22 protein-coding genes are annotated in these 24,895 nt (G+C 71.0%); 12 read left to right on the top strand and 10 right to left on the bottom strand.

Annotated features, from left to right (window positions below; translation table 11 throughout):
- From FGL94_RS06740 to yciH, 3 genes are all read left to right on the top strand, one after another.
- Positions 1-1,071, top strand: a complete 1,071-nt coding sequence (locus FGL94_RS06740; protein WP_144922502.1) for a DUF58 domain-containing protein — start codon at positions 1-3, stop codon at positions 1,069-1,071.
- Complete coding sequence (locus FGL94_RS06735; RefSeq protein WP_144922500.1) at positions 1,068-3,404, top strand: transglutaminase TgpA family protein; 2,337 nt, start codon at positions 1,068-1,070, stop codon at positions 3,402-3,404. The genes FGL94_RS06740 and FGL94_RS06735 overlap by 4 nt, the downstream gene beginning before the upstream one ends.
- 76 nt (positions 3,405-3,480) lie before the next feature.
- The gene (yciH, locus tag FGL94_RS06730) at positions 3,481-3,774 is read left to right on the top strand and encodes a stress response translation initiation inhibitor YciH (protein WP_004046732.1); all 294 of its coding nucleotides are present in this window, start codon (positions 3,481-3,483) and stop codon (positions 3,772-3,774) included.
- A 113-nt stretch (positions 3,775-3,887) separates the two neighbouring features.
- Here the strand turns inward: yciH and FGL94_RS06725 are convergent, their stop codons facing one another.
- Positions 3,888-4,751, bottom strand: a complete 864-nt coding sequence (locus FGL94_RS06725) for a geranylgeranylglycerol-phosphate geranylgeranyltransferase (protein ID WP_186313352.1) — start codon at positions 4,749-4,751, stop codon at positions 3,888-3,890.
- A 120-nt stretch (positions 4,752-4,871) separates the two neighbouring features.
- On the opposite strand from FGL94_RS06725, the gene FGL94_RS06720 reads away from it, so the two are divergent.
- A complete protein-coding gene (locus tag FGL94_RS06720) occupies positions 4,872-5,474 on the top strand; it encodes a helix-turn-helix domain-containing protein (protein ID WP_144922496.1) in 603 nt (200 codons plus the stop codon).
- Between the two features lie 103 nt (positions 5,475-5,577).
- Here the strand turns inward: FGL94_RS06720 and FGL94_RS06715 are convergent, their stop codons facing one another.
- Positions 5,578-6,807, bottom strand: a complete 1,230-nt coding sequence (locus FGL94_RS06715; RefSeq protein WP_144922494.1) for a TIGR04347 family pseudo-SAM/SPASM protein — start codon at positions 6,805-6,807, stop codon at positions 5,578-5,580.
- Positions 6,804-7,202 (bottom strand): Htur_1727 family rSAM-partnered candidate RiPP, encoded by a 399-nt coding sequence (locus tag FGL94_RS06710; protein WP_144922492.1) that lies wholly within the window; start codon positions 7,200-7,202, stop codon positions 6,804-6,806. Before FGL94_RS06710 ends, FGL94_RS06715 begins: the two co-directional genes overlap by 4 nt.
- Positions 7,203-7,437: 235 nt before the next feature.
- Between FGL94_RS06710 and FGL94_RS06705 the strand changes: the two genes are divergently transcribed.
- From FGL94_RS06705 to FGL94_RS06695, 3 genes are all read left to right on the top strand, one after another.
- Entirely contained in the window at positions 7,438-8,193 is a 756-nt protein-coding gene (locus FGL94_RS06705) for a helix-turn-helix domain-containing protein (RefSeq protein WP_144922490.1), read from the top strand.
- Positions 8,194-8,288: 95 nt separating this feature from the next.
- Positions 8,289-10,703 carry a heavy metal translocating P-type ATPase gene (locus tag FGL94_RS06700; protein WP_144922487.1) on the top strand — a complete coding sequence of 805 codons (2,415 nt, stop codon included), beginning with the start codon at positions 8,289-8,291 and terminating at the stop codon, positions 10,701-10,703.
- Between the two features lie 501 nt (positions 10,704-11,204).
- A complete protein-coding gene (locus FGL94_RS06695) occupies positions 11,205-11,666 on the top strand; it encodes a molybdopterin-dependent oxidoreductase (RefSeq protein WP_144922484.1) in 462 nt (153 codons plus the stop codon).
- Positions 11,667-11,921: 255 nt separating this feature from the next.
- On the opposite strand, the gene FGL94_RS06690 is transcribed toward FGL94_RS06695, so the two are convergent.
- Together FGL94_RS06690 and FGL94_RS18230 are read right to left on the bottom strand one after the other, a co-directional pair.
- Positions 11,922-12,152: a DUF1328 domain-containing protein gene (locus FGL94_RS06690; RefSeq protein ID WP_144922481.1), complete on the bottom strand. Its 231-nt coding sequence runs from the start codon at positions 12,150-12,152 to the stop codon at positions 11,922-11,924.
- A 422-nt stretch (positions 12,153-12,574) separates the two neighbouring features.
- The gene (locus FGL94_RS18230; RefSeq protein WP_186313351.1) at positions 12,575-12,724 is read right to left on the bottom strand and encodes a hypothetical protein; all 150 of its coding nucleotides are present in this window, start codon (positions 12,722-12,724) and stop codon (positions 12,575-12,577) included.
- 144 nt (positions 12,725-12,868) lie between these two features.
- On the opposite strand from FGL94_RS18230, the gene ggt reads away from it, so the two are divergent.
- Entirely contained in the window at positions 12,869-14,497 is a 1,629-nt protein-coding gene (gene ggt, locus FGL94_RS06685; RefSeq protein WP_144922479.1) for a gamma-glutamyltransferase, read from the top strand.
- A 195-nt stretch (positions 14,498-14,692) separates the two neighbouring features.
- Positions 14,693-16,093 carry an ABC transporter substrate-binding protein gene (locus FGL94_RS06680; RefSeq protein ID WP_144922476.1) on the top strand — a complete coding sequence of 467 codons (1,401 nt, stop codon included), beginning with the start codon at positions 14,693-14,695 and terminating at the stop codon, positions 16,091-16,093.
- A 614-nt stretch (positions 16,094-16,707) separates the two neighbouring features.
- Here the strand turns inward: FGL94_RS06680 and FGL94_RS06675 are convergent.
- Entirely contained in the window at positions 16,708-17,310 is a 603-nt protein-coding gene (locus tag FGL94_RS06675) for a hypothetical protein (protein ID WP_144923735.1), read from the bottom strand.
- Between the two features lie 117 nt (positions 17,311-17,427).
- Between FGL94_RS06675 and glmM the strand changes: the two genes are divergently transcribed.
- A complete protein-coding gene (gene glmM / locus FGL94_RS06670; RefSeq protein ID WP_144922473.1) occupies positions 17,428-18,792 on the top strand; it encodes a phosphoglucosamine mutase in 1,365 nt (454 codons plus the stop codon).
- 57 nt (positions 18,793-18,849) lie between these two features.
- On the opposite strand, the gene FGL94_RS06665 is transcribed toward glmM, so the two are convergent.
- The 4 genes from FGL94_RS06665 to hemC form a co-directional block, all read right to left on the bottom strand.
- On the bottom strand, positions 18,850-19,248 hold the full coding sequence (locus tag FGL94_RS06665) for a hypothetical protein (RefSeq protein WP_144922470.1): 399 nt from the start codon (positions 19,246-19,248) through the stop codon (positions 18,850-18,852).
- 277 nt (positions 19,249-19,525) lie between these two features.
- On the bottom strand, positions 19,526-20,362 hold the full coding sequence (locus FGL94_RS06660; protein ID WP_144922467.1) for a uroporphyrinogen-III synthase: 837 nt from the start codon (positions 20,360-20,362) through the stop codon (positions 19,526-19,528).
- A complete protein-coding gene (gene cobA / locus FGL94_RS06655) occupies positions 20,359-21,159 on the bottom strand; it encodes a uroporphyrinogen-III C-methyltransferase (protein ID WP_144922464.1) in 801 nt (266 codons plus the stop codon). Before cobA ends, FGL94_RS06660 begins: the two co-directional genes overlap by 4 nt.
- Complete coding sequence (gene hemC, locus FGL94_RS06650) at positions 21,152-22,375, bottom strand: hydroxymethylbilane synthase (protein ID WP_144922461.1); 1,224 nt, start codon at positions 22,373-22,375, stop codon at positions 21,152-21,154. The genes cobA and hemC overlap by 8 nt, the downstream gene beginning before the upstream one ends.
- 328 nt (positions 22,376-22,703) lie before the next feature.
- On the opposite strand from hemC, the gene FGL94_RS06645 reads away from it, so the two are divergent.
- Together FGL94_RS06645 and FGL94_RS06640 are read left to right on the top strand one after the other, a co-directional pair.
- Positions 22,704-23,981 carry an aminotransferase class V-fold PLP-dependent enzyme gene (locus FGL94_RS06645; protein ID WP_144922458.1) on the top strand — a complete coding sequence of 426 codons (1,278 nt, stop codon included), beginning with the start codon at positions 22,704-22,706 and terminating at the stop codon, positions 23,979-23,981.
- A gap of 226 nt (positions 23,982-24,207) precedes the next feature.
- Complete coding sequence (locus FGL94_RS06640) at positions 24,208-24,810, top strand: response regulator (protein WP_144922455.1); 603 nt, start codon at positions 24,208-24,210, stop codon at positions 24,808-24,810.
- Positions 24,811-24,895 lie beyond the last annotated feature (85 nt).

Raw genomic sequence — 24,895 nt, 5'->3', positions numbered from 1 at the left:
ATGCCGAAGGCGACCCTCACCCGGCGCGGCCGCGTCGTCGCCGCGGCCTGCGTGGTCGGCGGCCTGCTGGCGCTGGCGGCGGGCGGACGCGCGCTCGACGCGGTCGTTCTCCCGGGCGTCGTCGCGCTCGTCGCCGGCTACGTCCAGTTGGCGAGAGTCGATGACCCCGAGATGCGGCGGGTCCCGCCCCCGGACGGGTTCGTCGGCGAGCGCGGCGAGGTCCGGATCGAGCTCCGGCCGGCGACCGCGGGGGCGTCCGGGACCTATCTGGCTGCGATCGCCGACGACACGGACGACGGGTTGGAGGGTCCAGACGCTCCGATCCGCGCGTCGATCGGCGAGGGACCGGTGACGTATCGGGTCCGGTACCTGCAGCGGGGAGAGCGCCGATTGGGGCCTGCCAGAGTGACCGCGACGGACGTGTTCGGGCTCTTCGACCGCGAGGTGGTCGTCGACGACGTAGACGCGGTGACTGCGTACCCGGCCTGTCACCCGATCCCGGCGGAGTTCCGGCGGGAGCTGTACGCCGACGACGCGGTCGGCGTGAGCCGGCGGCGCGAGGAGTTCGATCGCCTGCGAGAGTACGCGCGCGGCGACGCCCTCCGGGACGTGCACTGGCCGACGACCGCGAAGCGCGACGAGATCGTGGTCAAGGAGTTCGCCGCGGAGACGCGCCGCGGGCGGGTGTCGATCGGGGGCGCGACGGCCGGCGAGCGCGAGGGGGCCGACGCCCTCGCGAGCGCGGCCGCCAGCCTCGCGCTCGCGCTCCTCGACGACGGGGTCCCGATCGACCTGACGCTGCCGGCCGGGAGCGTGTCGGTCCGGCCGGGGCCGCAGGGGCGACGCGCCGTCCTCGAACTGGCCGCGGTGACCGGTCCCGGCGGGGTCGCCGTCGACGACGCCGACGTGGCGGTGATCGCCGACGCCGACGGGGCGCGGTACCGGGTCGGAAACCGAACCGTCTCCGTGGAGGACCTCCGGGCGTCGGGGGGCGACGGCGAGCCGGGAGCGGAGATGTCGCCTGAGACGACGTCACCGGCTCCGACCGAACCGGAGGTGAACTGGCGATGAGCGGTCGAACGTCTGGCGACCGGCGACGGGTCGACGCCGCGAGGCGGCGCGCGTCGGGAGCGCTGCCGGACCTCGGCCGGGAGGACGCCGACGAGCCCGCGGACGACTGGAGCGGGCTCGCGGACCCCGCGGTCGTCGGCGTCGCGCTCGTCACCGCGACGTACCTCGGCGTGTTCTTCGAGGCGACCGACGTGGTCGGCGGGACGGCGCAAACCGCCGCGGCCGTCTCGGTCGCGGGAGTCGCCGGCGCGGTCCTCGCGCGGGTCGTCACCGAGCGCACCGCCGTGCGGCTGACGGCGGTCCTCTTCGCCGCGACGCTCGCCGGCTACTACTTCGCGGTGCCCGCGAGCCGGCGGGCGCTCTTCTCGGTCGAGAGCGTCGGGCTCGACGTGGTGTCGCTCCTGACCGGGCTCTCGATCCTCCGGCTCGCGCTCGCGGACGCGTGGATACTCGCGGTCGCGCCGGTGCCGACGTTCCTCGTCGCGTCCCTCGCCGCGCGCGGGCGACACGTCGGCGCGACCGCGGTGGCCGGCGGCACGCTCGGGTTCCTCGTGTGCACCGGCGACGCGGGGGGACTGGCCGCGCTGGTCGGCGTCGTCGGCGCCGCGCTCGCGGCCGGGCTCTCGACGCTGTCGACGCCCGGCGCGCTCCGGAGCCACGGCGATCAGCTCGCCGCCGTGCTGGCGACGATGGTCCTCGTGAGCGCGACGATCACCGTGCTGCCGGCGGGCGCGGCGCAGCCGTGGGGGGCCGACCGCGGCCAGACGCTGGAGTCGTCGCTCGGCGCCGGCGACGAGGTGGAGGTGGTCGGGGCGACCCGGCTCTCGCCGGAGGTGCGGTACGCGATCGAGAGCCCGGTCGAGTCGAGCTGGCACGTCGCCGCCTACGACACCTACACCGGGGACGGCTGGGTGCGGTCGGGCGAGCGCTCGACGCTGGAGGGGTCGCTCGACGGGCCGCCCGGCGAGACGACGACCGCGAACGTCACGGTCACGGCGCGGACCGAGTCGACCGCGCTGCCCGCCCCGTGGCAGGCCGTGGACGTGAGCGGCGCGGGCGCCTCGACCGCGCAGGTCGACGAGCGCGGGACGCTCCGGCTCGGCGCCGCGCTCCGCCCGGGCGAGGAGACGACCGTCGAGAGCCGGGTGCTCGACGCGGAACCGGCGGAGCTCCGGAACGCCAGCACGGAGTACGACCCCGCGATCGAGGAGCGGTACACCCAGCTCCCGGAGAGCACGCCCGACCGCGTCGGCGAGCGCACCGAGGCGATCGTCGAGGCGGCGGACGCCGAGAACCCCTACGATCGGGCCGCCGCGATCGAGCGGTACCTGATCGAGGAGTACGACTACTCGCTCGCGGTCGAGCGGCCCGAAGGCGACGTCGCCGACGCGTTCCTCTTCGAGATGGACACCGGCTACTGCACCTACTTCGCGACGACGATGGTCGCGATGCTTCGCTCGCAGGGGGTCCCGGCGCAGTTCGCGACCGGCTATTCCGAGGGCGAACGGGTCGGCGAGGACCGGTACGTCGTCCGCGGGCAGGACGCCCACGCGTGGGTGAAGGTGTACTTCCCGGAGCACGGCTGGGTCGAGTTCGATCCGACCCCGCCGAGCGAGCGCGACGAGGCCCGGAGCGAGCGCCTCGCCGAGGCCCGCGCGACCGGCGAGGCGGGCGTCGACACCGAGGCGTCGGAGCCGAGCGACGAGGGTGACGGGCCCGACGAGCCGGAGTCCGATGCGAGTCCCGAGACGGAAGCCGACGCGCCCTCGAACGGGCGCAACGGGACCGCCGGCGACGAGACGGGCAACGCCACCGGGACCGACACTCCGATCCCCGGGGACGGATTCTCACAGGAGCGGCTCGTCCAGAACGGAACACCGGTCGGCGGGGCCGACCCGGACGCCGGCGACACTGACGGCCTCCAGCTTCCGTCGCGGGAGGCGGTCGCGTACTGGCTGTTCGTCGTGGCAGTCGGTGTCGCCGGCGCCCGGCGGCTCGGCCTCACCGTTCGCGCGCGACGCGCCGTCCGGATCCGGACGCCGTGGGGGGGCGGCGAACCGGTCGAGGACGCGAAGCGGGCGTTCGCGGACCTGGAACACCTGCTGGCGCGGCGCTACCGCGAGCGGCGACCCGGGGAGACGCCGCGGGCGTACCTCGACGACCTCCCGCTCCGCGACGGCGACGAGCGCGCGCGAACGGTCGGCGAGACCTACGAGCGGGCGGCGTACGCCGGGTCGGTGACGCGCGCAGAGGCGGAGGAGGCGCGACGGACGGTCCGCCGGCTCGCGCTGGAGCGGATGCCCGTGATCGGCCGGCTGTTCGACGGGAAGTGACTCGACGCCGCTCGGCGTGCGCGACCCCCGCACTCCCGACACTATTTAATACGGGCATCTTGTAGTCTCGACCGTAATGTCGGAAGTCTGCTCGACGTGCGGACTGCCCCAGGAACTCTGCGTCTGCGAGGACGTCGCGAAAGAGTCCCAGCAGATCAGCATCCGCATCGACGAGCGCAGGTACGGTAAGGAGGTAACGGTCATCGAAGGATTCGACCCGAAGGACGTGGACATGAGCTCCCTCTCGTCGGACCTCAAGTCGAAGTTCGCCTGCGGGGGCACCGTCGAGGACGGCGCCATCGAGCTGCAGGGGAACCACTCGGGTCGCGTGGAGGACTTCCTCCGCGACAAGGGCTTCAACGTCGCGTGACCGTCACCTAACCGTCCGTCGTCGAGCCGTTCGCGGCTTTCGCACCGCGACTTTTCAGTAACTCCGTCCGGCGAGCGACGGCGTCGTCGATCGCGGTACTGGTAACCGCTCGTTCACACGAGCAGCACCGCCCGCCCGACCACGAAGGCGACCGCCGCGAGGAACGTCCCGTACTTGAACCGCCGCTGCGCCGCAGTCGGGTCGGTGAACGCCTCGTAGCAGGCGTACAGCATGACCGCGTCGGCGACCGCGACGAGGAGGAGATAGGCGCCCCCGAACGTCCCGGAGAGGTACGGGAACGGGCTGGCGGCGACGGCGACGACGAGCGAGCCGGTCGCTATCCACAGCGAGCGGCGCTCGCCGATCGCGACGGGGAGCGTCCGGAGCCCCTCCTCGCGGTCGCCCACCACGTCCTCGACGTCTTTGATCACCTCGCGGGCGAACGTCGAGAGGCCCGCGAGCAGCGCGAGCGCGACGACCGCCCCGGGGCGGCCGACGGCGGCGCCGCCGAACAGGAAGGTCGACCCCACGAGGTACGAGACGAGGGCGTTTCCGAGCCCCGGCGTCCCCTTAAAAACGGTCGTGTAGGTCACGAGGGCGACGAGGTTGACGCCGGCGATGGCGAGCGCCAGCGGCGGGAGCGCCAGCGCGAGCGCGACGGCGGCCGCGAACCAGACGCCGGAGACCCCGAGCGCGCCCCGCGGCGAGACCGCGCCCCGCGGGATCGGGCGGTCGGGCTGATTGATCGCGTCGATCTCGCGGTCGAAGTAGTCGTTGATCGCGTTGCCGGCGGCGACCGCGAAGGAGGTGGTGACCGCGGCGATCGCCGCCGGAGCGAGCGCGTCGCCGGCGCCGGCGACGAACGCGCCGGTCGCGGTGAGGACCGCGGCGGCGACGCAGTTGCCCGGGCGTGCCAGTTCGAGGACTCCGCGTGCTGTCTCGCGCACGTCGTCTCCGTCCACCGCCGCGCGGCACATAAACGGCGCGGGATCCGGCGGGGACGCGGGAAGCAGTCCGAGCCGCCATCCGTCGCGCGCGCGTTCTCGGAGATTGAGGATCCGCCGGGCGTCTAAGCCGCCGGCCGGACAAGTAGCACCATGGCCGAAGCCGCCGGCGACGGACGCCGACTCCGCGTCGATCTCGACATCGATCCGAGCGGCGATTGGGAGTGCCCGATCGTGTCTCAGACTCCCGACGCGAGCGACGTGGCCGTCAACGCGGTGGGCCACGAGTGCACCGTCGACGTGCAGCCGGCCGACGGCGACGGTTTGGTGCGCGCTCGCGGCGAGGTCTCCGAGGACTGTCTCTGTCGGATCTTCCAGGGATTCGGCTGCGTCCCGCACGTCCGGCGGGTCGAAGACGGGACGATGCTCGTGACCACCTACGTCGACGACCGGGAGACGGTCCGCGACGTGGTCGGGGAGCTCAGAGAGACCCTCGATCACGTCCGGCTGGTCCGGCTCGCGGTCGTCGAGGGCCCGGAGGCGGCTGAGCAGGTGACCTTCGACCTCTCCGCGCTCACCCCGAAGCAGCGGGAGGGACTCGAACTCGCGGTGGTCCGCGGCTACTTCGACGACGACCGCGACGTGGGGCTCGGCGAGCTGGCCGCCGAGCTAGAGATCAGCAAGTCCGCGCTCTCACAGCGGCTTCGGACCGCGCAGGCGAAGCTCGTCACCGACGTGTTCGACGAGATCAAGTGAGGCGGTGCGCGGCGTTCGTTTTCGAAGTCACACATCGTCAAGCGTGACACACAGAGAGCGCCGCTCGCCGACGGCGACCGGCCCGACTAGCCCGCCCCGTGGCTCAGTCCGCGTCGGCCGCCGATCCGCCCCGTATCCGGCTCAACGCCGCGTTTCCGTCGCGTTCCGCCTCGGTGAGGTAACACTTCGGGTCGGGAGCGAACGGGTCGTCGTGGGCCGCCAGCGCGCGGAGCCGCGACCCGCCGCGGCAGACGCTCTTGTACGCGCAGTCCGCGCACCGCCCGGAGAGGCGGTCCTCGCGCTCGCGGAGCCCCCCGAGCAGCGGGTTCGACTCGTCCGACCAGATCGCGCCGAACGACCGATCGCGGACGTTGCCGGGCGAGTACCCCTGCCAGAACTGCGTGAGGTGGACGTTGCCGACGGGGTCGACGTCGGCGACGCGCTCGCCGGTGGGATCGCCGCCGTTGCGCTGGAGGTGCCGGTAGATGATCCGCGCCCGGTCGGTCCCCATCTCGCGGTCGGCGTACTCGACGAGGTGGCCCGCGTCGGCGTAGTTACCGACGAGCAGCGTCTCGATCTCCTCGCCCGACTCGTGGTACTCGCGGGTGAGGTCGCACAGGTCGGTGACCGCCTTCCGGGTCGCCTCGGGGCTCAGGTCCACGTCGGAGATGTCGGCGCCGCGCCCGCCGTAGTCGAGGTGGTAGAAGCAGAACCGGTCGACGCCGGCGTCGACGAGCAGGTCGACGACGCCCGCGAGGTCCTCGACGTTGTGCTCGGTGATCGTGTACCGGAGCCCCGTCTTGAGCCCCACGTCGAGACACGCCTCGATCCCTCGGACGGCGGCGTCGAACGCGCCCTCCTCGCCCCGGATGCGGTCGTTGCGCTCGGGGAGGCCGTCGACCGAGACGCCCGCGTACTTGAGTCCCGCCTCCTTCAGCTCGCGGGCGCGCTCGCGGGTCAGGAGGGTCCCGTTCGTCGAGAGGACGGGGCGGACCCCGCTGTCGGCGGCGTGCGCGACCAGCTCCGGGAGGTCCTCGCGGACGAGCGGCTCGCCGCCGGAGAAGAGGATCACCGGCACGCCGAACTCCGCGAGGTCGTCGATGAGCGCCTTCCCCTCCGCGGTCGACAGCTCGTTCGGCGCGCCCTCCTGGTCGGCCGCGGCGTAGCAGTGCTCGCAGTAGAGGTTACACCGCTTCGTGGTGTTCCAGACGACGACCGGGCGCCGCTGTTTGTCGTCCGTGATCTGGGGCTCTTTCGAGCCGTCGGCCGCGTCGTATCGGAGCCCGTCGCTCTCGGCGTCGAGGTCACAGAGGAGCTTGCTGACGGAGATCATCGGGGCCCCTCCGCGTCGTCGGTGTCGGCCGCGTCGGCCGCAGGCGCCCCGCCGCACGAGACCGTCGGGGTCCCCTCGGTCTCCTCGTAGACGCGCGGCTCGTCGGAATCGTCCGCCCCCGCGTCGGGTTCCTCGTCGTCGCTCGCCCCGCCGTCCGCGAGCGACTCGGCGGAGTACCGGTGCGTCTCGTCCGCGGGGCACACCCACACGTCGCGGGCGTACCACGCGAAGAGCTTGCTCGCCTCCTCGTGGGCGACGTCGGGCGTCGGCGCCGCGACGGTGCCGACGTGACGGAGCGGGTCCGCCTCCTCCTCGCGGACGAACACCTCGAAGCGTCGGCCGTCCGCGGAGCGCGCCCCGTTCGATCCGCCGGTTCGGTCCGTCTTCTCGACCATACCCGGGGTACGCACGACCCACCCTACCCGTTTTCGAGGGTTCCCACGGCCGCGAAACGCGCCCGAACACGTTCGGACACCGGACTGATAAATCGCGCTTCGGTATATCAAATCGGCTACGCGCGGCGAATCAGGTCGAACGGCGCGCACAGATTCGGCGGCGAACGAGGGTTCGAGCTACTTCCGCGGCAGATCGGGCAACCCGTTAATAGCCGCCGAGCCCTTATCGTCCGGTATGCGCGAACTCGTCTTCGCCCTCGAGTACGAGCCGGGGCGCAACAGGGTGGCCGACGCGCTGGCCGACCATCCGGGCGCCCGGGTCCGGTCGCTGTCGGTGCACGCCACCGACGACCACCTCTGGCGCGTCGACCACGCGGTCGGCACCCCGGCCGCGCTCGACGCCGTCGAGGCCGCCTTCCTCGACGGCGACTACTACGCCGACTGTCTCGCGGCCGAGGACTGCGGCGCGGCCCAGACCACCCGCGTCCTCGATCACACCGACGACACGCTGGTGTTGTACACCGACTGGGAGCCCACGCCCGCCTGCGCGTCGGTGCCCCACATCGCGCGCGACCACCTCGGGGAGAGCGTGCTGTTCGAGACGCGCCACGAGGGCCGCCACTACACCTGGCGACTCATTCACTCCGGCGAGGGCGACGTGGGCGACTTCTTCGATGCGCTCCGAGCGGCCGTCGGCGACGCCGCCCGGACCGAACTGCTCAAGACGGCGAGCGCGTCCGGCGCGACCGCCGGTTCGGGAGCGGACGGGGGAGACATCGGACTCAGCCCCGAGCAGGAGGCCGCGCTCAGGGCCGCCGTCGAACACGGCTACTACGAGTCCCCGCGCGAGGTCGACGTGGGCGACCTCGCCGACCACCTCGACGTGCCGCGGTCGACGCTCACTTACCGGCTCCGCCGGGCCGAAGAGCGGCTCGCGAAGGCGCACGTCGCCGACGGGCGAGTCGTCGACGCCGGACCGCCCGCGAAGTAAGGCGACGTGAGTCGGCGCCGCCTATCCCGTCCGATCCGCAGTAGTTGGAATACTCCAACCAAGGCTTATCGAGATACGGCCCCTCTCTCCGCGTAATGACAGACGGCTCGAACGGAAGCGGCGGGAGCGACGGCGGCGGGCCCGCCGGCGGAGACGGGAGGCGCCGGGAGCTGACCGCCGGCCTCGCGGTCCCCGAGATGGACTGCCCCTCTTGTGCCGGCAAGGTCGACAACGCGCTCGGGAGCCTCGACGGCGTGACAGAGGCCGCGCTCAACCCGACCGCCGGGACGGCGACGGTGACGTACGATCCCGACGCCGTCGACGAGGGCGACGTGGTCGCGGCGATCGAGGGCGCCGGCTACGAGGTCACCGGCGGGCGGTCGGCGGGCGACGGGAACGGCGGTGGCACCGACGGCGGCGACGCCGACGCTGGCTCCGGCGGCGTCGCCGTCGCGCCCCCCGCCGAGGTCTGGACGACGCCGCGCGCGAAGAAGACGTGGCTGGGCGCGGGTCTCGTGACCCTCGGGCTGCTGTTCGAGTTCGTCTTGACCGGGCAGAACCCCGCGGTGGCGAGCGTGCTCGGGTACCCGATCCGCCTCTCGGGCGTCCTGTTCCTCGGCGCGGTCGCGGCGAGCGGGACCCCCGTCATCCGCGGAGGGTACTACTCGGCGCGCAACCGGAGCCTCGACATCGACCTGCTGATGGGGACGGCGATCATCGCGGCGACCGGGATCGGCTACTTCGTCGAGGCCGCCACGCTCGCCGTGCTCTTCAGCGTCGCCGAGCTGTTAGAGGACTACGCGATGGACCGCGCCCGCGACTCCCTGCGCGAGCTGATGGAGCTGTCGCCGGACGAGGCCACCGTCAGGCGCGACGGAGCGGAGACGACGGTTCCGGCCGACGACGTGGCGGTCGGCGAGACCGTGGTCGTCCGACCGGGCGAGAAGGTCCCGCTCGACGGGACCGTGATCGAGGGCGAGAGCGCGGTCGACGAGTCGCCGATCACCGGCGAGAGCGTCCCCGTCGACAAGGCCCCCGGCGACGAGGCGTTCGCGGGCGCGATCAACGAGGAGGGGTACCTGGAGATCGATGTGACCTCGACCGCCGGCGACTCGACGCTCGCGCGGATCATCGAACTGGTGCAGGGCGCGCAGGCCGAGAAGACCGAGACCGAGCGGTTCGTCGACCGCTTCGCGGGGTACTACACCCCGGTCGTGGTCGTGCTGGCGATCCTGACGGCCGCGATCCCCCCGCTGGTCATCGCGGAGCCGATCGCGGTCGACGTCGCCGGCTACGGGATCACGTTCGCCGCGGACTGGGGGACGTGGTTCGTCCGCGGGCTCACGCTACTGGTGATCGCGTGCCCCTGCGCGTTCGTCATCTCGACGCCGGTCTCCGTCGTCTCCGGGATCACGAGCGCGGCGAAGAACGGCGTCCTGATCAAGGGCGGCAATCACCTCGAAGCGATGGGCGACGTCGACGCCGTCGCCCTCGACAAGACCGGGACGCTCACGAAGGGCGAGCTGGCCGTCACGGACCTGCTCCCGCTGGGCGACGCCGACGAAGGAACGCTGCTCCGGCTGGCCGCCGCGCTGGAGCGGCGGAGCGAGCACCCGATCGCGACTGCGGTCCTCGACCGCGCCGACCGGGCCGGCGTGAACGACCTCCCCGAGCCGACGGAGTTCGAGAGCCTGACCGGAAAGGGAATACGCGCCGAGATCGACGGCGAGACGTACTACGCCGGGAAGCCCGCGCTGTTCGAGGAGCTCGGGTTCGACCTGTCTCGGGCGCGGGCGGAGACCGACGGCGGGGTCGTCGCCGAGGGGGGTCCGGAAGCCGCCGACACCGCTCCCGGTGAGTTCGCCGACGGGGCCCTCGCCGCGCTGGAACGCGAGGGGAAGACGGTGGTGCTCGTGGGAACGGCGACGGAGCTGACCGGGGCCGTCGCCGTCGCCGACGAGGTTCGCCGCGACTCGAAGCGCGCGGTCGAGCGCCTCCGGGAACTCGGCGTGGAGCGCGTCGTGATGTTGACCGGCGACAACGAGGGGACCGCGCGGGCGATCGCCGAACAGGCGGGGGTCGACGAGTACCGGTCCGACCTCCTGCCCGAGGAGAAAGTGGACGCGGTCGAGTCGCTGCAGGCCGAGTACGGCGAAGTGGCGATGGTCGGCGACGGGATCAACGACGCCCCCGCCCTGGCGACCGCCGAGGTCGGCGTCGCGATGGGCGCGGCGGGGACGGACACGGCCTTGGAGACCGCCGACATCGCATTGATGGGCGACGACGTGGGAAAGCTCCCGTACCTGTACGCGCTCTCGCACACCGCCAACGGCGTTATCCGCCAGAACGTCTGGGCGAGCCTCGGCGTGAAGTTCCTGCTCGCGCTCGGCGTGCCGCTGGGACTGGTGAGCGTCGCGGTCGCGGTCGTCGTCGGCGACATGGGAATGAGCCTCGGCGTCACCGGCAACGCGATGCGGCTCTCCGGTATCGAGCCCGAGTCGTTCGAGTAGGCGAGCGGTTCGAGCCTGCCGCCCCGCAGCGCCCGAACAAACATGAACAATTATTAAGGATGCGCCCCTCGGGGGAGACGTGCCACCCGTAGTACACGGCTGACCCAGGCTCGGAATCGGAGGCGGCGGTCGGTCCCGAGGGTCCGAGCACGTGCGAGACGAGCATCGAGACGGAAACGACGGCGTCGACCGGCGGAGATCCGGTCGATCGCGAGGCGAGCGACGACCTACCGACCGCGGCCGAGGCGGTCGCGCGCTCCGCGGCGACGTTCGACGCGACGGACACGGGGCGGATTCCGAACGGAACCGGCCGATGGAACGCGTACGCGGGGTCGTGTCACGGCGGCGAGTGACCGGCCGCACCCCGATTTTTCGACCGGCGAGCGTCATATCCGGAGCGGTGCGTCCGGACCGCTGTCGCTCCCCTGAAGTCGGCTCCGGATGCCCAGTTCGCGAAAACGGTGCGGCCGGTTTGTAAGGCCGGACCCCCTACCGCCGGGTATGCGCCCACGCGAACGCGAGAGGGATCCGGACGCGACCGCGCGGACCGCGGTCCGGCTGTGCGGGCTCGCGGACGGAACGGTGGTCTGCGACGCGCTCGACGACCGCGCGCTTGAACGCGTCGAAGAGGAATTCCTGTGCGCCAGCGGCGAGCGCTGGGGCGGCGTCTGGCGCGGCGTCCCCGTGGCGGCGCTGCTCGACCGGCCGGACGTGGACGTCGACCCGGAGGCGACCCATGTCCGCGTCGGCGCCGACGGGTACGCCGTCTGCGTGCCGATCCGGACCGCGCTTGACGGCGTGCTCGCCGTCGAACGCGAGGGCGAGCCCCTCCCGCCGGCCCGCCGGCCGCGGTTCGTCGCCCCGGTCGACGCCGGACGGACGGTTCGGGGGGTCCGCGAACTCCGGTTCCTCCGGCTCGGACCGGACGAGGAGCCGCAGGACTACGAAGAGCTCGGGTACTGACGGCGGCGGTCCCGACCCTTTTAGGCGACGAGCCGACTACGGGCGACCGGCCGATGACGATGCACCGCTCCGAGCTGCCTCGGCACCAGCGATGACGAGCCCTATGAGTGCCGAGGCCGTTTTCACCGAGAAACGCGTTTCTCCGCTCCGGAGTCCCGACTAGCGGGTCACGCGACCGGCGTCTCCGGTCCGGCGGAAACCGTCGGCGATCGATCCGCCCTCGTCATGTGCCCGTCAGAAACGGAGAACGACCGTTCAGAGCAGGATCGAGATGACTGCCAGCACGAGGAAGACGATGACGAGCCACTTCGCGACGGTCATCGAGAGGCCGGCGACGCCGCGCGCGCCGAGGACCGCTGCGACGATCGCGATGACGAAGAACAACACCGCCAGTTCGAGAAAGTCGCCCGAGAACTGTAGCGGCACCGAGGTTTCGATCCCCGACAACAGCTGCTGATCGACCGACGGTATGCTGGTACTATCCATATCGGAAGTGACGGTGCCGTTCGATTAGTTATGAAGGCTCCCAAAGCAGTAAGGCCGGCTTATTTCTCCGCTTGCACGCGACGCGGACGACCCCGATTGCAGGGCTCTCGACGACGAGCACCGAGCGGTATCACACCGGAAAGAGAGGGCGCGGAACTCCGGCCTCCCGGACCGGTGCCGGAGCGATACGGAGCGGTGACGACGCCCGATCTGCAATTGATATCGCGGCTGTTGATTTATCAGTGCGATACGGGTGGTTGAACGACCTGAGCGACGACCGTCGGGGAGGCCGGGCAGTCGGCTCCCGCCGAACGCGCCGTCGCTCGGGTGAATCGCACGGCGTCAGCGGATTCCGCTGCTCACAGCGGGGCGTCGATGGCGGCGTTCGCGCGCTCGATTCCGGCGAGCGCTGCGGATTTCCTTCACCGCAGTGTCGCGCATCTCGCCTGGTCGTCGCTCCCGAACGCATTCCGGACGTCCCACAGCGACGAAGTCGGCGCAGAAAGCCGGTCGTCGATCGCCCGCTCCTCGCCGTTCTCGGCGGCGGCCGACCCGGCCGCGAGACGTACCACGCGCCGGCGACGCCGCTGCCGCGGGTCTGGCGAGTCTCGCGTACCGAGGACCCGGCTGTGTTAAGCGGTACCGATCATCGAATACTGCTTCCGAAACCCCGCCGTTCGGGTGACGTTTAACTCGGTGCCGGCGAACGTGTGGCCATGGACCCAGACGTGGACCGGTTCGGTTCTCGGCGGTCGACGGTGTACGGGCAGCGCGGCGTGGTCGCCACGAGTCAGCCGCTCGCGAGCGAGGCGGGGATCGAGGTGTTACGCGACGGCGGGAACGCGTTCGACGCCGCGGTGGCGACCGCCGCCGCGCTCAACGTCGTCGAGCCGACGTCGACGGGGCTGGGCGGCGACGTGTTCGCGCTGTACCGCACCGCCGACGGCGAGGTCGGCGCCATGCGCGCCTGCGGCGGCGCGCCCGTGGACGCGACGATCGAGAACGCCCGAGAGGCGATCGCGGCCGACGACGACGTCGAGGAGACCGACCCGAGCGCGGTCGAGATGCCGACGACGGGGGCGCAGACGGTGACGGTTCCGGGGACCGCACGCGGGTGGGAGGCGACCGCCGAGCGGTTCGGCGAGTTCGATCTCGCCCGGCTCCTGCAGCCGGCGATCCGCTACGCGACCGAGGGGTACCCCGTCAGCGAGGTGATCGCGGACGCGTGGACCCAGGGCGAGGACCTGTTCGAGAGCGATCACGCCCGCGAGGCGTACCTCTTCGACGGCGGGTCGCCCGCGGTCGGTCAGCGGGTGACGCTTCCCCGGCTCGGCGAGTCACTGGAGCTGATCGCCGAGGAGGGGGCGGACGCCGTCTACGAGGGCGAGATCGCCGAGGCCATCGCCGCGGAGGTACAGGCGGCGGGCGGGTTCATGACGGTCGACGACTTGGCGGGCTTCGAGGTGGAGTGGCCGGAGCCGGTCTCGACGACGTACAACGGCGTCGAGGTGTACGAACTCCCGCCGAACAACCAGGGGCTCATCGCGTTGGAGGCGCTCAACGTCGCGGCCGAGGTCGGGGCCGGCGAGTACGAGTACGAGTCCACCGAACGCGTCCACTACTTCGCGGAGGCGCTGAAGGTGGCGTTCCACGACGGCCATCGCTACATCACCGATCCGGCCTACGAGGAGGTCCCGCCGCTCGCGTCCGCGGACTGGGCGGAGCGCCGGGCGACCGAGGTCGGCGAGACGGCCAACCACGACGTGAGCTTCGGCGTCTCCGACGCCAACGCGGAGGACGCCGACACCGTCCTGCTGACGGTCGCCGACGACGAGGGGAACGTCGTCTCGTACATCAACTCGCGGTTCGCCGGGTTCGGCTCCGGGCTCGTCGCGGGCGAGACGGGGATCGCCCTCCAGAACCGCGGCGCGTCGTTCTCGCTCGACCCGGACCACCCGAACCATCTCGAACCGGGAAAGCGTCCGTTCCACACCCTGATTCCCGGGCTCATCCGGTTCGACGAGGACGACTGGGCCGCGTTCGGCGTGATGGGCGGGTACATGCAGCCGCAGGGGCACGTGCAGGTGGTCTCGAACCTCGTCGACTACGGGATGCCGCTCCAGCGCGCGCTCGACGAGCCGCGGTGGCGCTACCGTGAGAGCGGGGAGTTGGCGCTCGAACCCCAGACTGACGGGTCGATCGCCGCGAAACTCTCCCGGAAGGGCCACGACGTGCGAACCCTCCCGCCGACCGTGTTCGGCGGCGCCCAGATCGCGCGGGCTCGGGACGGCGTCCTCTCGGCGGCGACCGAGCCGCGGAAGGACGGGAACGCGCAGGGGTACTAGCTCTCACACCCGCCCGCGAGACATGACTGATATCGATGATTAACGGCGATTTCGTCGCGACCGTCGATCGACGCAGACGCCGACACGCGGCGTCTCGAACGGGTTACGCTCCCCGAAGTCGTCGTCGACCTGAGTGCTGTGGTTTTTGTGGGCGTGGATACACTTATAAACTCACGTATGGTATTGCGTAACAGAATGACACGAAGGATACAGCGACGCGACGTACTCAAAGGCGCCGGAGTGGCCGGCGTCGCGGCACTCGCCGGCTGCTCGACCGAGAGCGGCGACGGCGGCGACGGCGAGGACAGCTCCGACGGGTCCGACGGAAGCGATGGCTCCGACGGCAGTGACGGCTCCGACGGGAGCGACGGCTCCGACGGAAGCGACGGCGGCGAGGTCCCGGACGCCGTGATGGTCGTCGGCTTCCCGGAGTCCGGCATCCAGTTGTTCCGCGACTTCTACTCCAACTTCGCCAGCGACGTGCCCGACCTCGACATCGTCGTCCCCGACGGGCTGATCGACTCCGATCTCCCCGGCGAGGTCGACAACGACATGAACAACGTCATCGGGACCGCGCCGTCCGCGGGCGGTCCGGGCGCGGAGTTCTTCACCGGCCTGTACGAGGAGGAGTACGACACCGCGCCGGGCGTGTTCACCGCCCAGGCGTACGACGCGATGGCGGTCGAGATCCTCGCGGCGACCGCCGCGGGCGAGAACAACGGCGAGGCAATCCGCGACCGCGTCCGGACCGTCGCGAACCCCGGCGGCGACGAGTTCGGGCCGGAGAACCTCCCCGAGGCGGTCGAGGCCGTCGCCGCCGGCGATCCCGTCCACTACGTCGGGGCGTCGTCGAGCGTCAACTTCGACGTCAACGGCGACATCGCCACCGCGGCGTACGACGTCCAAGACTTCCAGGACGGCGAGATCGTCACGCTCGACACCCTGGAGTTCGGCAACGAGCTCTCGGACGAGGACCTGAACGCGACGGCGGCGGACCCCGTCGGCGTCGACGAGTTCGAGGCGAAGATCGGCGTGCTGATGCCCGAGACCGGTGACCTCGGCCCGCTCGGTGGCCCGATTCGCGACGGCGCGCTGCTCGCGGCGACTCAAGTCAACGACGCCGGCCTGAACGTCACGGTCGACACCCGCGTCGAGGACACCCAGACCGACCCGCAGGCGGGGATCTCGGGCGCGAACGCGCTCGTCGACGCCGGCTACGGCGCCGTCGTCGGACCGGCCTCCTCGAACGTGAACCTTCAGGTGGCCGACCAGGTGTACATCCCGAACGGCGTCGTCGGCATCTCGCCGTCCTCGACCAGCCCGGACGTGACCGACCTGGACGACAACGGCTACGTCTTCCGGACCGCGCCGTCCGACCTCCTGCAGGGCCCGGCGATGGCCGAGCTCGCGATGGGCGACACGGTCGGCGCCGAGTCCTCGGGGACGCTGTACCTCAACGACGCCTACGGCCAGTCGCTCGAGGAGCAGTACGTGGCCGCCTTCGAGGACAACGACGGGACGATCACGGAGCGCGTCTCCTTCGAGCCGGCGCAGGCGACGTACACCAGCCAGTGGTCGAGCGTGCTGAACCAGTAGCCCTCCCGTAGCGACGTCTCGTCGTCGATTTCCGTTTCCGCTTTTTGGCCTCGTTGAAATCCGATCCTTTGGACGGCTTTTCGTCCGAAATACCCGTCGCTGAGGCTTGCTTCTTGATCGATAACGGGAGTACGTATATCGGTGCAGTTGATTGGTCGTTTATAAGTCGGGTCACGGTGTTGCTGTCGGCTGTTTATAAGCGATCGACGGCTTTGCGGTGAGGGTCTCCAAAGCCCCAGCCGCGAGGGCTCGCGCGCCTTGTTGTGCTCCTCGCTCAGTCGCTAGCGCTCCCTCGCTGCGGTGCTTACTGCGGCGTGCTTCGCCCTCGCGACTGCCCCTTTGAGTCCTCCCGCACCGCAACCGCAGCCTCACGCCTCCCCAGCCTCGTCGGCCGGCACTTATAAGCGCCGGCCGACTCCCTCGCGCGGCGCCGTTCGCGGCCTGTCGGCCGCTCACGGGCGCGCGCCACCGCAGACCCATTTATAAGCGATCGTCGCTGTCGCTCACAGTCGTTTAAATACGTCATCACCGCCACCGATCTGCAACACTCACTCCCGCTATCGATCGCCGTCGTGTCCGTACTGACTACACCCGGATCGGACTACTTCCCCTGATCACCCTACTAGCTCGAACTCGGCGCCCAGCGGCGGGCCGTCCGGGATCCCCCAGTAGACGAACCGATACGTGCCGTCCCCGAGCGGCGGGCACACCGCCAGATCTCGGTCGGGAACGGCCGACGCGATCGCCGTCTCCTCGAGGTCGATCGACCAGATGTACGCGCCGCTCGGGTCGAGCGTCTCCTCGGCTCTGGGGAGTTCGACCGTCTCGCCCGCGGCCGACCCGCGGACGTCGAGCCATCCCTCCCCGGTCTCGCGCTGGAACGAGTAGGCGTGCTTGCCGAGGACCGTCGCCGGCTCATCGCCGGTGTTACGGAACACGAGCCGCATCGACTGACCGTACGTCTCGGCGTTACCCTCCGTCGCCAGCTCGAACCGCGTCCCCGCGGCGTCGACGATGGTCCCCTCGACCGGCTCGTCGAAGGGGGCCGTCAGCCGGACGAACGCGTCGTCCTCGCAGGTCAGCGTCTCCGGGACTCCCTCGGGACCCTGCGGGCCGTCGCCCGCGGCGAAGTCGAGACACCCGGCGACGCCGACTCCTCCGGCGGCGGTGAGGGTCGCCGCGCTCGTCGCCAACAGATCGCGTCGCGTGCGCTCCATGTCGGTCTGTTGGAGCGCGGCCGGCTTGAACCGCACGCGTCGGCGACGACCGTGTCAGCCCGTCTCGCTTCCGCCCCGGTTCGGAACCGCTTTCCCGTCGGCCGGCGCATAACCGCCATGGAGCTGTTCGGATCCAGCGGCATTCGCGGAGTCGCGCTCCGGTACCTCACGCCGGAGCTCGTCCTCGACATCGCGAAGGCCGCCGGCACGACCTGGGACGCCGACCGGGTCGCCGTCGCTCGCGACACCCGCACCACCGGCGAGCTGTTCGCCAACGCCGCCGCGAGCGGGCTCGCCGCGGTCGGCTGCGACGTCGACCGACTCGGCGTCGTTCCGACGCCCGCGGTCGGCAACTACTGCGAGTCGGCCGGCGTCCCCTGCGTGCTCGTCACCGCCTCGCACAACCCGCCGGAGTTCAACGGGATCAAGCTCGTCGGCGCCGACGGCGTTGAGCTGTCGGTCGACGTGCTCGAACGGGTCGAGCGCCGCGTCCTCGACGACGACTACGACCACGCGGACTGGCGGAACGCGGGCGCCACGACCCGGGCCGAGGGCGCGGTCGACGACTACGTCGACCAGCTGATCGACGCGGTCGACCGCGAGGCGATCGCCGACGCGGACCTCACGGTCGCGGTCGATCCCGGCCACGGCGCCGCGTCGGTGTCGTCGCCGCGGATCTACCGCGAGCTCGGCTGCGAGGTGCTGACCGTGAACGCGACGCCCGACGGCCACTTCCCCGGACGGGACTCGGAGCCCGTCCCGGAGAACCTCGGCGATCTCCAACGGCTCGTCGCGACCACCGATGCCGACGTGGGGATCGCCCACGACGGCGACGCTGACCGGGCGGTGTTCGTCGACGAGAACGGCGCGTTCGTCGACGGCGACACCTCGTTCGCGGCGATGGCAGACGCCTGCCTCGAACCCGGTGACGCCGTCGTCAGCGCGGTGAACGTCTCACAGCGGCTCGTCGACGTCTGCGACGCCAACGACGCCGACCTCGAACTCACTCCCATCGGGGCGACCAACATCATCACGCGGACCCGCGAACTCCACGAGGAGGGGACGAACGTCCCCATCGCCGGCGAGGGGAACGGCGGGTTGTTCTTCCCGCCGTACCGGCTCTCGCGGGACGGCGCCTACATCGGCGCGCGCTTCCTCGAACTGCTCGCGGACGCGGACGGGACGCCCGTCAGCGAGGTCGTCGCACCGTACACCGACTACCACTTCGTGCGGCGAAACGTCGAGTACGCGGACGACGACGAGCGCGACGAGATGCTGTCGGCTGCGCGTGCCTACGTCGAGACCGCGGACGCGGAGCCGAACACCACCGACGGTTACCGGCTCGACTACGGGGACGCGTGGGTGCTCGTGCGCCCCTCCGGCACCGAGCCGAAGATCCGCGTCTACGCCGAGTCGGCCGACGCCGACCGCGCCGAGCGGCTCGCGACGGACATGTACGTCGCGGTCGAGAGCGGGCGGTAACGGCGGCCGCAGTTACGTCGAGAACATACGCGAACGCCAGCGACGGCGCCGCCGCGCTCACTCGGTGGCGACGGACGCCGCCGGCTCCGACGGGCACTTCGCCCACCGCATCGCGGTCGCGGCGTCGTTGAACGGCTCGGCGTCGATCCCGTCCACGTCCATCGTCCGTTCGAGGTACTGCCGTTTGGGGCGCTCTGCGACCACAGCGAACCGCGATACGCCGCGGTCGGCCGCGGCCCGCGCCGCGAGCCGGAGCGTCTGCCGGCCGGCATCCGAGCAGGGGCGCGTCGTCCGCACGATGAGCACGACGGCGTCCACCCGTCGTTCGGTCATGAGCGCCTGCCATCGGTCGAGGAGCGCCTCGCCGTCCGACGGGGAGAGCCCCGTCCCATGCGGGAACTCGACGACGAGTACCTCGTCGTCGACCCGGATCGACCATCGCTCGCTCGGTCCCATGCTATCTCTTCTCACCTGTCGGCTGATAAATGCACGGGGTGAAATATCTCATATGATAATCTCCGAGGATTCAGGTGTATCTCGGATCGTGCGCAAACTCTCCTCAAACGCGGGCTGCTCGTCTCATCCTCCGCTCCGATACTCAAACTCCGCCGCGGTATCGGTCGTGAGACCTACCGTCGTACCGAGACGCGCTCGACGATCCGGCTGCCCGATCGCCGCTCTTCCGTCCGTCGCCGCCCGCCAGCGCCCGGCGTCCGTTTATAAGTACCAGTCGCTATCGACGGCGCTCCGCCGCCCCATCCTTGGCTTCGCCGTGGCCGGCGTCCCGGTCTCCGTCGGTCGCCTCGGCCACGGCCCGCGCGAGCGCTTCGAAGTCGGCGTCGTCGGGGACCACGTCGACGTCGATCCCGTGTTCGGCGGCCGTCTCCGCGGTCGGCGGTCCGATCGCGCCCACGACCGCGTCGTTCAGCCCCGCGATCGCCGCCTCGCGGATCCCCCGATCCGCCGCGGCGTCGAGGAAGTGGGTCACCGTGAGCGACGAGGTGAACGCGGCGGCGTCGAGGTCGCCCGCGGCGGCCAACTCCGCGGACTTCCCGGCCCCTTTCGGGCGCGTCAGCCGGTACAACACCGTCTCGGTCACGGTCGCGTCGGCCTCGCGGAGCCCCTCCAAAAGCACGTCGCTGCCGTGGTCCGAGCGCGCCACCTCGACGCGCTCGCCGTCGACGCGGCCTTCCAGCGCCGCCACCAGCCCGGTTGAGGTGTACTCGTCCGGGACGAGGTCGACGGTCCAGCCCGCCTCGCGGGCCGCGTCGGCGGTCGCGGGGCCGATGGCGACGAGGGTCGCGTCGCCCGGCGCCCAACCCGCCTCGGCGGCGAGTTCGACGCCCGTCTTGCTCGTGAGGACGACGTACGGCGCCGACTCGGGGGTCGCACCCGTCGCGTCGACCGCGAGCATCGGGTCGGCGACCGGGTCGGCGCCGAGCGACGCCAACAGTTCCTCCGCGTCATCGATCCGCTCGTCGGCGGGGCGGAAGACGGCGACGCGGGGGGCGTCGGGGTCGTCGGTCGCACCGTCGGGGCCGTCGGTCGCGCTGACGGATTCGTCGCTCATGCCTCGTCACCTCGCTCGCCGTCGTTCCGGAGGAACTCGACGACTCGGTCGCGCGTCGCGGCCACGTCGCCGATCACGGTGATCGCGGGCGGCTCGATCCCCGCCTCGTCGCGCGCGTCGACGATGGTGTCGAGGGTGCCGGTGGCGACGCGCATGTCGGGCCACGTCGCGCGCTCGACCAGCGCGACCGGGGTGTCGCCGCCCAGCCCGGCGTCGCGGAGTTCGGCGGTGTACGCTGGGAGCTTCCCGACTCCCATCAGCACGACGATGGTGCCGCCGGTCGCGGCGAGCGCGTCCCAGTCGATCGCCGACTCCGCCTTCGTCGGGTCCTCGTGGCCCGTGACGAAGGAGACGGAGGAGGCGTGGTCGCGGTGGGTCACCGGGATCCCGGCGACCGCGGGGCCCGCGATCGCGGAGGTGACGCCGGGGACGACCTCGAAGGGAATTCCCTCTTCGGCGAGGTGTTCGGCCTCCTCGCCGCCGCGCCCGAAGACGAACGGGTCGCCGCCCTTCAGGCGGACGACCGACTTCCCCTCCCGCGCCAGTTCGACGAGGCGCCGGTTCGTGTACTCCTGCGGGGTCCACTCGCCGCCGGCGCGCTTCCCCACGTCCTCGCGTTTCTCCTCGGGGATCCGCCCGAGGATCTCCGGGCCGGGGAGCTTGTCGTGGAGCACCACGTCGGCCGACTCGATCAGCTCGGCGGCCCTCACCGTCATGAGGTCCGGGTCGCCCGGGCCGGAGCCGACGAGGTAGACGGTGCCCGCGTCGTCCTCCGACGCGCCGTCCGCCTCACTCATCGTCCGCCTCTTCTCGGGTCCCCTCGTCGGCCTCGGTCTCCTCTCGCGCCGCCTCGATCAGGTCGGCGGCGCCTCGATCCGCCAAGTCGGCCGCGAACTCCTCGGCGGCCTTCGCGTGCGATCGGATCGGGAGGTCGCGGGTGTCGGCCACCTCCTCCGTGCCGTCGGTCGAGAGCACGCGGACGCGGGTGTGGACGTGCTCGCCCTGCACGAGCGCCGAGACGCCGATCGGGGCGACACAGCCCCCGTTGAGTTCGCCGAGGATCGTCCGCTCGACGGTGACGGCCACCCGGGTCCGCGGGTGGTCGACCGCGGAGCGCACGTCCTCGATCACGTCCGGGTCGGTCGCGGTGACGGCGATGGCGCCCTGCCCGGCCGCGGGGACGAACTCCTCGCGGGGGAGCCGGGTCGTGGGCACCTCGTAGAACAGCTCCGAGCGCCGGAGCCCGGCCTCCGCGAGTACGATGGCGTCGTACTCCGTCTCGACTTTCCGCTCCATCGCCGACCGCTCGAGGTCCGAGAGCGAGTCGAACCACTCCTCGACGGTCCGGTCGAACTCATCGTCGACCTCGTCACCTTCTCCGGTGTCGCCCTCGTCGTCGCTGAGCGCGTCCCAGTTCGGCTCGTCGGCTCCGTTCTCGCCGCCCTCGCCGTCGCTCTCCTCGCCGCCCTCGTCGGCGGTCGCCGCGCGCGCCTCGCCCGAGGCGATCAGCCGCCGCTCGTGTTCCGCCTGCAGACCCGGCGCGAGCAGCTTCTCGATCCGGGTGTCGACGTTGCCGCGGAGGGGCTCGACCACCAGGTCCGGCCGCGCGGCCTTGATCTGGGCGGTCCGGCGGAGCGATCCGGTCCCGACGACGGAGCCCGACGGGAGGTCCTCGATGCCGAGGCCGTCGGGGTGGACGACCACGTCGCCGGAGGGAGCGCGCTCGGGGACGCCGGCGATGACCACGTCGTCCATCCCCTCGGTGGGCACGTCCTTCAGCGAGTGGACGGCGAGGTCGGCGTCGCCGTCGAGCACCTCCTCGTCGAGCGCGCGGACGAAGGCGCCCGTCTTGCCGAGGCGGTGGATCAGCTCGTCGGGGATCTGGTCGCCGCGGGTCTCGACGCGCCGGATCTCCACGTCGCGGCGGCGGCTCGACAGGGCGTCGCGGACGGTTCCGGCCTGCCGGAGGGCCAGGTCCGAGCCGCGCGTGGCGAGCCTGAGCGTATCGGTCATACCCGGATCGAGGCCCCCCGCGTTCAAAAGCGCACTAGTTCGGCCGTGACGGTGGCGCACCGGCGAAACGCGGGATCGGGACCGTGTATGCTTATAAAGAACGGCGATGGCGCGTGCCCGTGAGCGGTCGCCGAGGCGGCCGCGAACGGCACCGCGCGAGGGAGTCGACCGGCCTCCGCGTTGCTCCGGCCGGCCGACGAGGCTGGGGCTTTGTGAGTGTTCGCCACGCCGTCGCAGAAACACGTCGTACGCGATCGTCCGGATCAGAGACACTGGCAACACGTACCGGACCGAAGGTGTGTTAGTGTTCGGGGCCCAGATCCGGGTAATGGGAGTTCAGGAACAGTACCCGTTCGACGTCGAGGCCGTCCGCGCCGACTTCCCGATCCTCGATCGGAAGGTCGGCGGCGATCCGGAGTCGCCGGGCGAAGGTCCGGGCGACGACACCCCGCTCGTCTACCTCGACAGCGCGGCGACCTCGCACACGCCGGACCCCGTCGTCGACACGATCGCGGACTACTACCGCGGTTACAACGCCAACGTCCACCGCGGGATCCACCAGCTGAGCCAGGAGGCCTCCGTCGCCTACGAGCAGGCGCACGACACCGTCGCCGACTTCGTCGGCGCGTCGGGCCGCGAGGAGATCGTCTTCACGAAAAACACCACCGAGGCGATGAACCTCGTCGCGTACGCGTGGGGGCTCGAGGAGCTCGGGCCGGGCGACAACGTCGTCCTCTCGCAGATGGAGCACCACTCGTCGCTGGTGACGTGGCAGCAGATCGGCAAGCGCACCGGCGCAGACGTGCGGTTCATCGAGGTGACCGACGAGGGCCGGCTCGACATGGAGCACGCCGCAAGCCTGATCGACGACGACACGCAGATGGTGTCGGTCGTCCACGTCTCGAACACGCTGGGCACCGTCAACCCGATCCCGGAGATCTCGGCGATGGCCCACGACCACGACGCGTACGTCTTCGCCGACGGCGCGCAGTCGGTCCCGACCCGCCCGGTCGACGTCGGGGATCTGGGCGTCGACTTCCTCGCCTTCTCCGGCCACAAGATGTGCGGCCCGACCGGTATCGGGGCGCTGTACGGCCGCGAGGAGATCCTCGACGAGATGGGACCGTACCTCTACGGCGGCGACATGATCCGGCGCGTCTCCTTCGAGGACTCAACGTGGGAGGACCTGCCGTGGAAGTTCGAAGCCGGCACGCCGTCGATCGCGCAGGGGATCGCCTTCGCGGCCGCGATCGAGTATCTGGAGGAGATCGGCATGGACAACGTGCAGGCTCACGAGGACCTGCTGGCGGAGTACGCGTACGACGAGCTGACCGACCTCGGCGGCGTGGAGATCTACGGCCCGCCGGGCCACGACCGCGGCGGCCTCGTCGCGTTCAACGTCGAGGGCGTCCACGCCCACGACCTCTCCAGCATCCTCAACGACTACGGCGTCGCCATCCGCGCCGGCGACCACTGCACCCAGCCGCTCCACGACGAGATGGGGGTCGCCGCCTCCGCGCGCGCCTCCTTCTACCTCTACAACACCGTCGAGGAGATCGACGCCCTGGTCGAGGCCGTCGGCGAGGCCCGCGACCTGTTCGCGTAGACGTGCTTGTGTCGGTGACGGAGTGGCGCAGTTGTCTCTCCGCGTGATCAGGTGTGTTGCGGTGTTGCGGTGTTGCTGGCTGCTGTTCATTAGTGGGGTCGTCCGACGTGAGTCGTGACAACGGTAATCGCACAATTATTATTACTATCACGAGTAAATATTCGTTTTGAAGAAGAATAACAACGCAAGTTGTACTCCGCCGACGAGTCGTTGTTCGTCTCCCACCATGACCGACCACAACCCGTCCGCTTCGTCCGAAATCTTCGAATCGAACTCGTCGACCGACCCCGCCGCCGCGACCGGACCCGCGCCACCCGGCTCCGCGTCGACCGCCACCGGCTCGATCGGCGAGAACTCCGCGACCGACGGGACCCCCGCTATCGACGTGCTCCACGTCGAGCCCGATCCGCGGTCGGCGGAGCTTCTGGCGGCGTTCGCGGCGCACTTCACGGACGGGCTGTCGGTCCGGTCGGTGAACGGGGCCGAGGCGGCGCTGGCGGCGGTCGACGACACCGACTGCGTCGTGACCGAACAGCGACTGCCGGACGGGTCGGGCGTGGGGCTCGTCGAGCGGCTCCGCCGCGACGGCGAGGACCGCCCCGTCGTGTTCCACACCACCTGCCACGAGGAGGGGATCGAGGCGCGAGCGTTCGGCGTCGGCGCGGACTCGTACTTCGAGAAGCGGCCGGTGCGGGGCCAATACGAGCGTATCCTCGACCGGGTCCGAACGCTCGTCGCTGAGCGCGACTCCCGGCGCTCGGGACCCGAAGAGTCGGTGTCTGTCGACGACTCGCCAGGCGTCCGAAAGCCGGTCCGATCGGAGGAGTGACGTCGTTTCCGTCCTGAGATGTCCCCCGTCTCCGCCCTGAGATGTCCCTCGTCTCCGCCCTGAAACGGCTCCGCTCCTCCGAGCG

This window comes from Halorubrum salsamenti (genome assembly GCF_007671685.1).
In the GTDB taxonomy this organism is placed as follows: Archaea; Halobacteriota; Halobacteria; order Halobacteriales; family Haloferacaceae; genus Halorubrum; species Halorubrum salsamenti.
Note: the sequence above shows the minus strand (reverse complement) of the source record. Positions and strands in the feature narration are given on the sequence as shown.

Coding starts and splice junctions, on each gene's coding strand:
- FGL94_RS06660 (WP_144922467.1), bottom strand. CDS start 20,362: ATGAGCGACGAATCCGTCAGCGCGACCGACGGCCCCGACGGTGCGACC.
- FGL94_RS06665 (WP_144922470.1), bottom strand. CDS start 19,248: ATGGGACCGAGCGAGCGATGGTCGATCCGGGTCGACGACGAGGTACTC.
- FGL94_RS06740 (WP_144922502.1), top strand. CDS start 1: ATGCCGAAGGCGACCCTCACCCGGCGCGGCCGCGTCGTCGCCGCGGCC.
- FGL94_RS06705 (WP_144922490.1), top strand. CDS start 7,438: ATGCGCGAACTCGTCTTCGCCCTCGAGTACGAGCCGGGGCGCAACAGG.
- hemC (WP_144922461.1), bottom strand. CDS start 22,375: ATGACCGATACGCTCAGGCTCGCCACGCGCGGCTCGGACCTGGCCCTC.
- FGL94_RS06715 (WP_144922494.1), bottom strand. CDS start 6,807: ATGATCTCCGTCAGCAAGCTCCTCTGTGACCTCGACGCCGAGAGCGAC.
- FGL94_RS06710 (WP_144922492.1), bottom strand. CDS start 7,202: ATGGTCGAGAAGACGGACCGAACCGGCGGATCGAACGGGGCGCGCTCC.
- ggt (WP_144922479.1), top strand. CDS start 12,869: ATGGACCCAGACGTGGACCGGTTCGGTTCTCGGCGGTCGACGGTGTAC.
- FGL94_RS06725 (WP_186313352.1), bottom strand. CDS start 4,751: ATGTGCCGCGCGGCGGTGGACGGAGACGACGTGCGCGAGACAGCACGC.
- cobA (WP_144922464.1), bottom strand. CDS start 21,159: ATGAGTGAGGCGGACGGCGCGTCGGAGGACGACGCGGGCACCGTCTAC.
- FGL94_RS06675 (WP_144923735.1), bottom strand. CDS start 17,310: ATGGAGCGCACGCGACGCGATCTGTTGGCGACGAGCGCGGCGACCCTC.
- FGL94_RS06680 (WP_144922476.1), top strand. CDS start 14,693: ATGACACGAAGGATACAGCGACGCGACGTACTCAAAGGCGCCGGAGTG.
- FGL94_RS06700 (WP_144922487.1), top strand. CDS start 8,289: ATGACAGACGGCTCGAACGGAAGCGGCGGGAGCGACGGCGGCGGGCCC.
- FGL94_RS06735 (WP_144922500.1), top strand. CDS start 1,068: ATGAGCGGTCGAACGTCTGGCGACCGGCGACGGGTCGACGCCGCGAGG.
- FGL94_RS06695 (WP_144922484.1), top strand. CDS start 11,205: ATGCGCCCACGCGAACGCGAGAGGGATCCGGACGCGACCGCGCGGACC.
- yciH (WP_004046732.1), top strand. CDS start 3,481: ATGTCGGAAGTCTGCTCGACGTGCGGACTGCCCCAGGAACTCTGCGTC.
- glmM (WP_144922473.1), top strand. CDS start 17,428: ATGGAGCTGTTCGGATCCAGCGGCATTCGCGGAGTCGCGCTCCGGTAC.
- FGL94_RS06690 (WP_144922481.1), bottom strand. CDS start 12,152: ATGGATAGTACCAGCATACCGTCGGTCGATCAGCAGCTGTTGTCGGGG.
- FGL94_RS06645 (WP_144922458.1), top strand. CDS start 22,704: ATGGGAGTTCAGGAACAGTACCCGTTCGACGTCGAGGCCGTCCGCGCC.
- FGL94_RS06640 (WP_144922455.1), top strand. CDS start 24,208: ATGACCGACCACAACCCGTCCGCTTCGTCCGAAATCTTCGAATCGAAC.
- FGL94_RS06720 (WP_144922496.1), top strand. CDS start 4,872: ATGGCCGAAGCCGCCGGCGACGGACGCCGACTCCGCGTCGATCTCGAC.